General features: G+C 37.1%; 11 protein-coding genes. 7 read left to right on the top strand and 4 right to left on the bottom strand.

Annotated features, from left to right (window positions below):
• Positions 1-14: 14 nt before the first annotated feature.
• Complete coding sequence (locus AC0L6O_RS10805; protein WP_473308461.1) at positions 15-1,175, top strand: MFS transporter; 1,161 nt, start codon at positions 15-17, stop codon at positions 1,173-1,175.
• 612 nt (positions 1,176-1,787) lie between these two features.
• Here the strand turns inward: AC0L6O_RS10805 and AC0L6O_RS10800 are convergent.
• The 3 genes from AC0L6O_RS10800 to polA form a co-directional block, all read right to left on the bottom strand.
• Positions 1,788-2,363, bottom strand: coding sequence for a DJ-1/PfpI family protein (locus AC0L6O_RS10800; protein WP_473308459.1), 576 nt, complete (start codon positions 2,361-2,363; stop codon positions 1,788-1,790).
• 699 nt (positions 2,364-3,062) lie between these two features.
• Positions 3,063-3,797, bottom strand: coding sequence for a hypothetical protein (locus AC0L6O_RS10795; protein ID WP_473308458.1), 735 nt, complete (start codon positions 3,795-3,797; stop codon positions 3,063-3,065).
• A gap of 37 nt (positions 3,798-3,834) precedes the next feature.
• Positions 3,835-6,654: a DNA polymerase I gene (gene polA, locus AC0L6O_RS10790; protein WP_473308457.1), complete on the bottom strand. Its 2,820-nt coding sequence runs from the start codon at positions 6,652-6,654 to the stop codon at positions 3,835-3,837.
• Positions 6,655-6,731: 77 nt separating this feature from the next.
• Between polA and AC0L6O_RS10785 the strand changes: the two genes are divergently transcribed.
• The 3 genes from AC0L6O_RS10785 (at position 6,732) to ppk2 (AC0L6O_RS10775) (ending at position 9,848) form a co-directional block, all read left to right on the top strand.
• Positions 6,732-8,123, top strand: a complete 1,392-nt coding sequence (locus AC0L6O_RS10785) for a vanadium-dependent haloperoxidase (protein WP_473308456.1) — start codon at positions 6,732-6,734, stop codon at positions 8,121-8,123.
• 92 nt (positions 8,124-8,215) lie between these two features.
• Positions 8,216-9,064 carry a polyphosphate kinase 2 gene (ppk2, locus tag AC0L6O_RS10780; RefSeq protein ID WP_473308455.1) on the top strand — a complete coding sequence of 283 codons (849 nt, stop codon included), beginning with the start codon at positions 8,216-8,218 and terminating at the stop codon, positions 9,062-9,064.
• Between the two features lie 4 nt (positions 9,065-9,068).
• Entirely contained in the window at positions 9,069-9,848 is a 780-nt protein-coding gene (gene ppk2 / locus AC0L6O_RS10775; RefSeq protein ID WP_473308454.1) for a polyphosphate kinase 2, read from the top strand.
• Positions 9,849-9,911: 63 nt separating this feature from the next.
• Here the strand turns inward: ppk2 (AC0L6O_RS10775) and AC0L6O_RS10770 are convergent, their stop codons facing one another.
• Positions 9,912-10,529, bottom strand: a complete 618-nt coding sequence (locus AC0L6O_RS10770) for a 7-carboxy-7-deazaguanine synthase QueE (protein WP_473308452.1) — start codon at positions 10,527-10,529, stop codon at positions 9,912-9,914.
• A gap of 117 nt (positions 10,530-10,646) precedes the next feature.
• Here AC0L6O_RS10770 and ispG point away from each other — a divergent pair, with 117 nt between their 5' ends.
• The 3 genes from ispG to AC0L6O_RS10755 are packed head-to-tail and all read left to right on the top strand — an operon-like array spanning position 10,647 to position 13,179.
• On the top strand, positions 10,647-12,611 hold the full coding sequence (ispG, locus tag AC0L6O_RS10765) for a (E)-4-hydroxy-3-methylbut-2-enyl-diphosphate synthase (protein ID WP_473308451.1): 1,965 nt from the start codon (positions 10,647-10,649) through the stop codon (positions 12,609-12,611).
• Positions 12,612-12,613: 2 nt separating this feature from the next.
• A complete protein-coding gene (locus AC0L6O_RS10760) occupies positions 12,614-12,811 on the top strand; it encodes a DUF6728 family protein (RefSeq protein ID WP_473308449.1) in 198 nt (65 codons plus the stop codon).
• An 11-nt stretch (positions 12,812-12,822) separates the two neighbouring features.
• The gene (locus AC0L6O_RS10755) at positions 12,823-13,179 is read left to right on the top strand and encodes an MmcQ/YjbR family DNA-binding protein (RefSeq protein WP_473308448.1); all 357 of its coding nucleotides are present in this window, start codon (positions 12,823-12,825) and stop codon (positions 13,177-13,179) included.
• The last annotated feature ends 216 nt before the right edge of the window (positions 13,180-13,395 follow it).

Raw genomic sequence — 13,395 nt, 5'->3', positions numbered from 1 at the left:
ATGTGATTACGCAAGTGCCAAACGCCAAGATAATTTTGCCCATAATAGTTATTTCACAATTCTGTGGCACATCACTATGGTTTGCGGGCAACAGCGTCATGAGCGATTTGGTCGTCAATTTTGGTTTTGAAACCTCCTCCTTAGGAGCATTAACCTCCGCGGTACAGTTGGGTTTTATAGTGGGAACACTCCTATTTGCCTTATTGGCTATATCGGATAGAATATCACCCTCTAGAGTTTTCTTAGTCTGTGCCGTTTTAGGTGCTTTGTTTAATTTAGGCATTATATGGGAGGGGAATTCACTCCCTACAGTACTTACCTTACGTTTTTTTACAGGATTTTTCTTAGCTGGCATTTACCCCGTCGGTATGAAAATAGCTGCCGACCATTTTGAAAAAGGTTTAGGTAAATCATTAGGTTTATTGGTAGGAGCATTGGTTATAGGCACAGCATTCCCCCATTTATTAAAAGGTTTAGCACCATGGAAATCAGTATTAGTAAGTACCTCTGGTTTAGCCATTTTAGGTGGAATCTTAATAGCCGTACTTGTACCTGATGGACCATTCCGAAAACCAGGTCAGAAAATATCATTAGCTGGCTTTCAGCGTTTTTTCCAGAATTCTGACTTTCGTTCGGCGGCTTTTGGTTACTTCGGACACATGTGGGAGCTGTACGCTTTATGGGCTTTTGTTCCTATCATTTTGGCTACTTACAAAGCAAACCATGCCAGTTCTACATTGAACATTCCCCTTTTCTCTTTTCTCATCATTGCTATTGGCGGGATAGGTTGCGTGCTTGGTGGTTATTTATCACAAAACTTTGGAGCAAAAAAAATAGCAACACTAAGCTTACTACTATCTTGTATTTGCTGTCTTCTCTCCCCCTTTATGCTAGGTATAAACTCAGAAATAGTTTTTATTTCCTTTTTGCTTTTTTGGGGCTTAGTAGTAACAGCAGACTCACCACTTTTTTCTGCTTTAGTGGCTCAAAACGCCATTCCTGAGTTAAAAGGAACCGCACTCACCATAGTCACTTGTATAGGTTTCGCTATCACTATTTTTAGTATTCAACTACTTAATGAAATGAAAAGTTTAATTGATTCTAACAGCATTTACGTTGTTCTTGCCATTGGGCCTGTTTTGGGTTTGGTGGCTTTGAGGGAGAGGGTTAATTGATATATATTACAATAAATAAACTCAAACGAATTAAACCCATACCTAAAACAGGAAATGAATTCCTTTCGGATAATGGACTACAGACAGATTATAATCTTTTGGACTTTTGGCAATGGAGCGTTTCCGATATCCTAAGTAATACTACTCGTGGAAAATTTGCCAAATTCATTGTAAGTTCTTCACTAGGATTAAATCTATCCAACACAAGGAGTGAATGGGATGCCTTTGATTTAATAACTGAGAGTGGCATAAAAATAGAAGTTAAATCATCCGCATATATTTAGAGTTGGAGCCAAAAGAAATTTTCAACAATTTCATTTTCTATCAAACCCTCAAAATATTGGGATGTAGAGACAAATATATTCAGCGATATCGCAAAAAGACATGCAGACTTTTATGTATTACCAACCTATCGTTTAGACAACGGTGCAACACACAGTATAGAAATATAATCTACCTAAATGAGATTAATGCAGCACTTACTGATTAATCATTATACATCCACATAAAAAAATATGTGTAGCTTAACAACTTACCCTTAAACTTAAATAGCCAATATTAGAACAACAAAAGCGACCCTAGAGTCGCTTTTGTAATCACATGTAAAACTTATCAAAGAGTAATTGTAGCTCCCATTACTTTTAAGAATTCTCTAATAAAACTTGGGTGTCCAGGCCAAGCTGGAGATGTTACTAAGTTTCCATCAACAAAGGCAGCGTCTACTGGAATTGATTGAAAATCGCCACCTGCAAGTGTAACTTCTGGACCTACAGCCGGATATGCAGTTAATTTTCTTCCTCTAACCACATCAGCAGCAGTCAATATCTGAATACCATGACATATAGCCGCTACTGGTTTATCTTCTTTAAAGAAATACTTAACCATATCTATTACTTTGGCATTTAACCTCAAATATTCTGGGGCTCTGCCACCCGCTATCACAAAACCATCATACTCGGTAATGTCTACATCATCAAAACTGTAATTCAATACAAAATTATGACCTGGCTTTTCTGAATACGTTTGGTCTCCCTCAAAATCATGAATGGCAGTTTTTACAATATCACCTTTTTTCTTATCAGGGCAAACAGTATGCACTTCATAGCCCACCATCTCGAGCATCTGGAATGGAACCATTGTTTCGTAATCTTCTGTGTAATCTCCAGTTAAAAAAAGTACTTTTTTCATGATTTAATTATATTTAAAATGATTGATTATTCTTCTTCTTATAAAACGAAAAAAAAGGCATTTACATTTGATAAAAAGAGACAAAAAAATACGTCATTATCAATGAAGCGTACTGTTTTGACGTAGTCTAAAATTAAATATTTCTTTGCTTCGAAATGCTTTTCAAGTATTAACAAAAGGTAAATTTTCACCTATCAAAAAGTAAGTAGCTCTGCTATTCGTAAAACAAAAAGAGGCTCGCCCAAAAGTATGAGATAGCCTCTTAAATTAAGATATTACAGTCATTTCTACAGGAATTGTTGAAGCTGCGTCTCCTAGTTTCCCTTCTTTGGCCAACCTTTGTTTCTGAAAAATCAGCCGTGTTTACAGACTTATTTGCTCACCAAAACTGTCTAGCTAAGGTGCCATGTTCACAAGGGTATGGCTTCAAAATAATTCAGTAAAATCCATCTGTAAACTATATAAAGTTCCTATCTCAGCCCGCGGCTGAATTACACTTCACAAAGCTGGAAGTCTTGTAGAGCTTTAGGAACCTAATAGAAAAAAGCCCCAGCGGGGCGAAATATTAATAGCTCAGGGTAAAACCCTGAGCTATTATTAAAACTATAATCTTTGTTTTGGCGGTCTTTTTGCCTTTGAAGCAAAATTGTGACAAAACATTACTCTTACCTATCTATAGAGTTTTAATAGTTCAAACTATTAAATATCCATTTTTAAAAAATCCTTAAAAGAAGTATTCATTTTAATAGCTAGATGATAATTCCCAGAACTAATAAGATTCATTTCTTCCAATATCTGAATCAAATTGTCCATTTCTTTCTGATATGTTGAGCCACTAGAAAAGGTACTTTTACTAATATTCGGATTTTGTTTTAACCTAGATATGAGTTCTTTTAAACTATAAAGGAGTTTTTCACTACTAGATTTAGTCTGAATTTTTTCAATTAATCTCTGATAGTCTAATTCAGAAATAGCCTTAATATCTAGGTTAATCTTTTTTGAGCCAAGGCTCTTATTAATATTTTCTAAATTATCTATTTTCAATTTCAAATTTTCAACTTCGTCAATAGAGGTCGATAGCTGCCCTGATAATGCACTTATCTTCTCATACTTTTCAATTTCTGAAGATATTTCCTTGTCCTTTCTGTAAAACCACTTTAGACAAAAGTTTATAAAAGTATTGAGTACCGTAAACAAAACTATTAAAACTATCGATATTAAAATACAGGTAAGGATCCTTTCTAAATACATTGGGCTGTATTGAATCTTTACGTAATCAATTTTTGCTATCGCGGAATCGTTTTCAAAAAGTAAATAAAATATTACATCCCAATTATAAATAATAAGTACGGACACATACGTTACTATGATAGGTCTTTTCAATTTATCACTAATTGAAGTAGTGATATTCTGAAGTACTTTTTCCTCATCCATTCTAAAACTGTTCCATTATAGTATTTTATCCAACCAATTAATGAGCCTCCAACCAATTATCCCCAACTCCTAAGCCAGTATCTAGCTTAACTTTTAATGGAATAGCATTCACCATAAGCTCATGCACTTTGTTTTTTAGCAATTCTATTTCGTCTACATGAGCATCAAAAATAAGTTCATCATGCACTTGAAGCAGCATTTTGGATTTTAGGTTTTCTTTCTTCATCCAGTCATGCACATTAATCATGGCTAACTTTATCATATCTGCCGCAGAACCCTGAATAGGAGCATTTATGGCGTTTCGTTCTGCATAACCTCTGTTCGTTTGATTTCTAGAATTGATATCTCTCAGATATCTTCTTCTACCTAATATAGTCTCAGCATATTCGTTTTCTCTAGCCTTATTTACACACTCGTCCATATAAGCCTTCACTCTTGGAAACTGCTCAAAATAGTTGTCAATAATCTCTTTGGCTTCCGTTCTAGAAATGCCCAACCTTTGAGCCAAACCAAATGCCGAAATACCGTAAATGATACCAAAATTAACCATTTTGGCTTTTCTACGCATGTCAGAACTAACATCTGCTAGTTCTACACCAAAAACCTTGGCCGCCGTAGTAGAGTGAATATCTACATCATTATTAAAGGCCGTTACCATTGACTCATCTTCCGAAAAAGCTGCCATAATCCTCAACTCTATCTGGCTATAATCGGCCGATAGAATCTTAAAGTTTTCATCTCTAGGAATAAAGGCTTTTCTAATCTCTCTACCTCGCTCTGTTCTAATAGGAATATTCTGCAAGTTTGGATTTGTAGAACTTAATCTACCCGTAGCTGCCACCGCTTGATTATACGAGGTGTGAATTCTACCAGTTCGTTTATTGATAAGTAATGGAAGAGCATCTACATACGTACTTTTGAGCTTACTCAGCTCTCTAAAGTCTAATATTCGTCTTGCTATAGCATGCTCATGCTCATATTTAGTCAGTATTTCTTCACCGGTAGCATATTGACCACTTGGTGTTTTCTTAGGCTTAACATCTATTTTAAGGTGGTCAAAAAGTACCTCACCTAATTGTTTTGGAGAACCCACATTAAACTCCATTCCTGCCAATTCAAAAATGTCTTTTTGGGCAGAAAGTATATCTTTCCCTAAAACTTCCGATAGGTCATAAAGCGAATGTACGTCGACATTTATTCCTTCCATTTCCATTTCAGAGAGCACATTGACCAGCGGTATTTCTACTTTTTGAAGCAAATCATCTTGCTCTCTTACCTTTAGGTCTTTGTCCAAAATTTGTTTTAGCTGCCAAGTAACATCCGCATCTTCTGCGGCATATTTACCAGCTTCTTCCACAGGCACATCACGCATGTTACCTTGTTTCTTGCCTTTCTTCCCTATTAGCTCTTCTATATGCACTGGCTCATAATTGAGGTAAAGGTTTGAAAGGAAATCCATACCATGACGCATATCTGGCTCTAAAAGGTAATGTGCCAGCATGGTGTCATACTTTGGTCCGTAGACCTCCATACCATAGTTTTTCAAAACCGAAACATCATATTTTAAATTTTGAGCAATCTTGCCAACCGTTTCACTTTCGAAAACTGGTCTAAATTCTTCTAATATTTTAAGTGTCTCCTCTTTATCAGCAGGTGTAGGCACATAATAGCCTTCCCCGGTTCTGTAAGAAAAAGACAGACCTACTAACTCAGCATCAAAAGCATCCACATCTGTAGTTTCTGTATCAAAACAGATTTCGTCTTGAGCTAAGAGGTATTTTATCAATTCCGCCCTTTTTTCAGGCGTATCCATCAAATAGTAATTATGCTTTTTAGAATGAATGGTATCTTTCTCCGTAACTACCGCTGCAGGAGCTGGTTCTTCAGAATAACTTTCAAACAAGCCCATTTGCGAAGCATCCTTTGCTTTTTTAGGAGCCTTTTTCGCTGGTGCTTTCTCAGTACTTGAAGCTGAATCTCCAGCTTCAGGCATCATTCTACGCTTTAAAGTCCTAAACTCCATTTCGTCTAAAAATGCAGCTAAATCATCCTTATTATAATCTTCTAAAATTAAGTCTTCGGCCGTGTAGGCTATAGGTACATTTATATCAATGGTAGCCAGTTCTTTTGATAAAATAGCATCTGCTTTTCCTGCCCTCACCTTCTCTCCTATCTTTCCTTTTATTTTGTCGGCGTTTTCTAAAAGGCCTTCAATGGTGCCGTACTCTTTTAAGTATTTGACAGCCGTTTTCTGCCCTACACCCATAATTCCAGGAATATTATCCACCTTATCACCCATCAAACCTAGCATGTCAATTACTTGGTCTATTCGCTCAATATCCCACTTTGCTAAGATTTCAGGAATGCCTTGTACCTCAATCGCATTCCCCATAAAAGCAGGTTTATATAGGTAAATATGCTCCTCCACCAGCTGTCCATAATCCTTATCTGGCGTATACATAAATACTTCAAAATCGTTTCTAGCCTCCTTCTTAGCCACGGTACCAATGATATCATCGGCCTCGAAACCAGGGAGCTCTAACATGGCAATATTCATGCATTTTGCCAATCGCTTTATCAACGGAATAGCTATACCAATATCCTCCGGCATTTCTTCTCTGTTTGCCTTATACTCTGGATACTGCACATGCCTAAATGTAGGTTCTTTGGTATCAAAAACTATAGCAAGGTGCGTTGGTTTCTCCTTTTTTAAGACCTCTAAAAGCGTGTTGGTAAATCCAAAAACGGCTGAAGTGTTCATTCCGCTTGTGGTAATTCTTGGGTTCTTACTAAATGCAAAATGTGCTCTATAAATTAAGGCCATTGCATCTAGAAGAAATAGTTTTTTTGAGGGCATTTGGTTTGTTTTTGATTCACAAAATGTTTGTAATATTCGCTATTTTTACGCTTTATTAAAACCATTCGTTAAGATAAATGCTCAAAAAATCCGCCTTCCTACTGCTGTGTTATTCAATTAGCCATTTTGGCTTCGCTCAGCAAATAACCTCACAAAATTATCAAGCTAGAGATGAGTCTAACCTCGTAGAGTTTGAATTTGTACTACCTGAAAAGCAATACGACTATAAGACATCTGATTTACTGGTCAAATGGCATGTGCTTATTTTTGATTTGCTAGAGCAAACTACTGGTTACACTCCTAATGTAGCCGCCCGCTCTTTGGCATATATTAATCTTGCCTCTTACGAAGCTATGCTTCCTGGTCATTCAGAATATCAAAGCTTAAGTGGACAGATTCAAGACTACAAAAGACATGAAGATTACGACATTGGCCCTGAACAATTTTCTAGTCCGGTGGCTATTAATAATGCTATATTCTATATGGTTGATGAGCTTTTTACTCCTGCTCCTTATGTATGGATGGAAAAAGTTTGGGCTTATAAAGATTCAGTCAATACTGTTTTGGCAAGTGATTTGGACGAAGAGACCTTCCAAAAATCAAGAAATTACGGATTGGCCGTAGGCAAAATGATTTACGAATACTCTAAAGCCGACGGCGGACATCAGGCATATTTAAGAAGCTATGACATGAATTACCTGCTTCCAGAATGTGAATCTTGTTTTGAAATACACCGTTCGGCAGATTTGGAGAACACGGGACCGATGCATCCTGGATGGCAATACAATAGGTCATTTATGGCAGAAAATGATACCGATTTTGATATCAAGCCCAAAGTAGTCTTCTCAAAATATCCTAACTCGCCTTTTTATAAAATGGCAAATGATGTTTATGAGGAATCTAAAACAGTAAATCCAGGCAATAAGAAATACGTGATTGCCAATTTTTGGGATGATGCAGCAGGATTTACCTACACCGCTCCTGGCCACTCCGCCGCTATTCTTACTATGGTATTAAGAAAAGAACCTGTAACTATTGAGAAAGCAGCTGAGCTTTACTGTCAGTTAGGCTTGGCTTTAAACGATGCCATCATTTGCTCATGGAAAGGTAAAATGAAACATAATTTGATACGTCCTGTGGCCTATATAAATAGGTATATTGATAGTGCTTGGGAACCTAAATTATTGACACCACCATTTCCTGAGTTCCCTTCTGGGCACTCTGTGCAATCTGCCGCTATGGCTACCGTCTTATCTGCTACGGTAGGTTCAGACATTGGTTTTACAGACTATTCTAAGTTTTGGGTAGGTGAGCCTAGAAAATTCAAATCTTTTTGGGAAGCCGCCAATGAAACTAGTATTTCAAGATTCTATGGTGGCATTCATTACATGGATGCCTTAGACCAAGGACAAGACATGGGAAAACTAGTGGGTCAAAACATCTTAAAATTGAAGTTTTTAAAGGACTAGTAAAATTATATTTACCCTTATTCTTTAAATGCCCTTTTTGAATTTATATTTGAAAAAGCCCTCAGCACTCATTTTTTACGCTAATTAGACTTATGCCATATTCTGCCGAAGATATTCAAAACGCAAAGACAAGAGAAGAACTTATAGAAATAGCTCAGCAAAAGGGTATTGATATAAGTAAGACCATGAAAAACTTGCGATACGAGCAAGAGTTAGGTCAGCTTCAAACCGAACTTGTTAATCTTCAGCACTGGGTCATTGAGAACAAATTACGTGTAGCTATACTTTTTGAAGGTAGAGATGCTGCAGGAAAAGGTGGTTCTATCAAAAGATTTAAAGAGCATCTAAATCCGCGTTCTATGCGAGTGGTGGCTCTTTCAAAACCTACAGATGACGAGCGTGGTCAGTGGTATTTTAGACGATACATTAAAGAGTTACCAAATCCTGGAGAGATAGTTTTCTTTGATAGGAGCTGGTATAATAGAGCGGTGGTAGAGCCTGTAATGGGTTTCTGTAATAATCAGCAATATGAGCAATTTATGGTTCAAGTACCCGAGTTTGAACATATGCTTTATGAAGATGGCGTGATTCTTATTAAGTTTTGGTTTTCTATTTCTAAAGAAGAACAAAGCAAGCGTTTTAACGACCGCCTTTCTAACCCACTTAAGAAATGGAAGTTTAGCCCAGTAGATCAAAAAGGACAGGAACTATGGGATAAATACACCTATTATAAGGAACAAATGTTTAGCAAAACCCATACTACGTTCAGTCCCTGGATTATTGTAAAAACAAATAATAAGAAACGTGCAAGATTAGAAAGTATCAGACACGTCTTGTCAAAATTCGAATACCCTGACAAAGAAAACGCTATGGTCCGATTACCGCCCGACCCTAACGTGATTGTGAGATACTTTAGAAACGCTAACCAAATTGACATTTAAGGCTATGGAGAATAAGATCAAATTAACAGAAGAGGATGTTGAGCTCTTAAATTCAAAAATTGGTTTAAGAATGCTTTTTGCAAACGAAAGAACCAATCTTAGCAAAGCATTACGTTATACCAAATACGAAAAAGAACTAAGAGAATATCAAGCTGAATTAGTCAAACTTCAGACTTGGGTTATTGAAAAAAAGAAAAAGATAGTTATCCTTTTTGAAGGTAGAGATGCTGCCGGAAAAGGCGGTACTATCAGAAGAATAACAGCACATATCAATCCCCGTCATTTCAGAATAGTAGCTCTTAATAAGCCTACTGAGGATGAAAAAGGACAGTGGTATTTTCAACGTTACGTTAACCAACTGCCTAAACCAGGAGAGATTGTCTTTTTTGATAGAAGCTGGTATAACAGAGCTATAGTAGAGCCTGTTAACGGATTTTGTACACAAAAAGAATATGAAATTTTCATGTCTCAGGTGAATGAGTTTGAAAAAATGATTATTCAATCTGATACTTACTTTATCAAATTTTACTTTTCTATCACAAAAGCAGAACAGTTCAAAAGATTTGAAGAAATCAGGAAAAGTGAGCTAAAAAAATGGAAAATGACCCCATTAGACGAAAAAGCTCAAAACCTATGGGACGAATACACAGAATATAAACAGGTTATGTTTAAAGAAACTAATACTGACCACGCCCCATGGACCATTCTGCATGCCAATAAGAAAACCCTAACAAGGTTAGCGGCTATTAAGCATATATTGGAAGTAATTCCTTTTGAGGAATAATTAAGTTTTGGAATTCTCGGTGTTCGAAAATTGAATCAATGAATCATTATAAAAATTGATTCATTAAGGAATATCCATAAACTTATGCGTCTGTAAGCTGATTTTCCATTTTGGATTTGCTTTGACGTAGTCTATAATTAAAGGAAGCATTTGCTCTTGCTTATCCCATTCTGGTTGAAGTAATAATTGACAGTCATCATTTACTAATTCGGCATATTTTTCGGCAAAAGCAAAGTCCGATTTGTTAAAAATAATGGCCTTTAGCTCATTGGCTACAGGAAAAATACTTTCATGAGGTTCTTTGAATTTCTTTGGTGAAAAACAAACCCAGTCCCACGCACCACTCATTTCGTAAGCTCCAGAAGTTTCAATATTGGTTTCAAAACCTTCTGCACGTAAAGCTTCTGTCAAAGGAAGCATGTCATACATTAATGGCTCACCGCCTGTAATAACTACCAATCTACCTGGATGCTCTTTAGCTTCAGTCACCAAAGTTTCAATAGAAGTGAGCGGATGTTTTTCTGCGTCCCAGCTTTCTTTTACATCACACCATACACAGCCCACATCACAGCCACCCAAGCGAATAAAATACGATGCTTTGCCATTATGCACACCTTCTCCTTGGATGGTGTAAAAAGACTCCATGATGGGTAAAGAAACAGCTGACGTACTAGAATGCATATTGGTTTCGATGATGAAATTTCCACAAAATTAAGCTTTATCAAATAGAATCTCGTCTATGATTAAAAGTCAATTCATAAAATAGTAAATTTGTGAATCTGCAATTATAATAGAAGAATGAGCAATCAAAAATCCGATTACTGTAATTCCTTAACATCTTACTCGCGTAGAGCCACCAATCAGGTTAAAATTGGCGAACTTATGCTGGGTTCTGATTTCCCTATCCGAGTACAGTCTATGACCACCATAGACACTATGGATACGGAAGGTTCTATAGAGCAAAGTATAAGAATGATAGAAACGGGCTGCGAGATAGTGAGAATAACAGCTCCATCTGTAAAAGAAGCTCAAAATCTAGAAAACATTAAGAAAGGATTACGAGCCAGAGGTTTTGACCAACCACTGGTAGCGGATATACATTTTACACCTAATGCTGCCGAATTAGCCGCAAGGATAGTAGAAAAAGTAAGGGTAAATCCAGGAAACTATGCCGACAAAAAGCGTTTTCAACATATAGAATATACAGATGCCACTTATCAAGATGAGTTGGCCAGAATTCGTGAGCGTTTCACTCCTTTAGTAAAAATCTGTAAAGAACATGGCACGGCCATGCGAATTGGAACCAATCACGGTTCGCTTTCTGACAGAATATTGAGCCGTTACGGCGATACGCCTTTAGGAATGGTGGAATCTGCTTTAGAATTTTTGAGAATCTGTGAGGATGAAGAATATTACGACATCGTGATTTCTATGAAATCTTCCAACCCGCAAGTGATGGTGCAGGCCTACAGAATGTTAGCAACCAGACTAGAGGAAGAAGGTTTAAAACCCTACCCACTTCACTTAGGTGTAACCGAAGCTGGCGAAGGAGAAGACGGAAGAATAAAATCGGCAATGGGCATAGGAACATTGCTTGAAGATGGATTGGGCGACACAGTGCGTGTTTCATTAACAGAAGACCCAGAATTTGAATCTCCTGTGGCTCAGTCGCTCATTGACAGATATTCAAATAGAGCAGCCAAGGCTACTTCTATTTTACCGATAGAGAATTATCCAATTGACCCTTTTTCTTACAGCAGAAGAAAGAGTATTGAAGTTGAAAACTTTGGTGGTAGCAATGTACCCAGAGTCATAGCGGATTTCTCCAAAACGGGTGTCAATGCGGTTGAAGATTTAAAGACTATTGGTCATTATTATTTACCTGCCATTGACAAATGGGGTATGAATGACCTTGGTGCCGATTATATAATCACTGGCGATAAGCCAGTTGATTTCATGCTACCTAATGGTCTTAAGGAAGTTTTAAATTATAATCACTGGCTCACTGCCGATGACCAAAACAATAAGATTCCGTGCCTAAACATTGAGGAATATATCAAAGCTGAAAAGCTTCATCCTAAACTCAATTTGGTACGAATAAACGCGGCTTTTATAAATGAAGAGTTGTTTGGAGCTTTAAGAGATAAAGAGAACGTAGTACTTCAACTTTCTTCTTTTAATGCCCACGCTATGGCTGATATGCGAAGGTTCTTTGTAGCTTTAATTGAGCATAATGTAGAACTTCCTGTCATTTTAGAAGCGAAATATGGTGCTATAAGCGAAAGCAACTTCCAGCTGTATGCCGCTACAGATTGTGGTGGATTACTTCTTGATGGTTTAGGTGATGGCATTACTTTAGACTTTGAAGGTGGAAAACCTGCGGTCATTAATTCTACCGCTTTTGGTGTGCTGCAAGCTGCCAGAACTAGAATTACAAAGACAGAATATATCAGTTGCCCTTCTTGTGGTAGAACATTGTTTGACTTACAAGAAACCACTGCCATGATTAGAAAAAGAACCGACCACCTAAAAGGTGTGAAAATTGGTATCATGGGCTGTATAGTAAACGGACCTGGAGAAATGGCCGATGCAGATTACGGTTATGTGGGTATAGGAAAAGATAAAATATCTTTATACAGAGGTCAAAATGTGGTAAAACGTTCTGTGCATTCTGATAATGCGGTCGACGAATTGATAGAATTAATTAAGGAAGATGGTATCTGGACGGAGCCATCAACTGTAGAAGAAACTTTAACAGCATAGTTATGAGCAAGATTAAAGATTACTTAAAAATAGCACCGGTTTTTAGCTACTTTTTACGAGTATTTAAAAAGGATAAGGAAGGAAAGTTTCCTACCAGCACCAATCTAAAACTGATGCATGGTATCAATAAGATTTCGATTGTGATGTTCAGTATTTGTGTGTTGGTACTGATTTACCGTTATTTTATTAGAGGATATTAAAAGCCCAAACCATGAATTTAGAAACTTTTAGAGCATACTGCCTAGAAAAGAAAGGTGTCACAGAGGAACTGCCCTTTGGACCTGACGCCTTAGTTTTTAAAGTCATGGGAAAGATGTTTGCCTTAACTCCCCTAGACACGCTAGACCTAAGAGTGAGTCTTAAAAATACGCCAGAAAAGAACTTAGAACTACGAGCCGACCATCCCGGTATACAAGGGGCTTTTCACATGAACAAAAAGCACTGGAGCATGTTTCTGATGAATGAAGGTATTCCTTCTAAAGTGCTTATAGAGTGCGTAGATGATTCTTATGACTTGGTAGTGGCTGGATTAACAAAGAAGGTTAAGGCGGAGTTGGAGGAGCTTTAATGGATGTTGGATGTTGGATGTTGGATGTTGGATGTTGGATGTTGGATGTTGGATGTTGGATGTTGGATGTTGGATGTTGGATGTTGGATGTTGGATGTTGGATGTTGGATGTTGGATGTTTAGAATTTGATATTTAATAACAGAGTTCATTTCTACACTCTTAATTTCAAACTATTCACTTCGATATTTCACATTACTAATTCGCAAATAGCAAAA

It is taken from the genome of Arcticibacterium sp. GJ41-1 (genome assembly GCF_055808875.1).
Note: the sequence above shows the minus strand (reverse complement) of the source record. Positions and strands in the feature narration are given on the sequence as shown.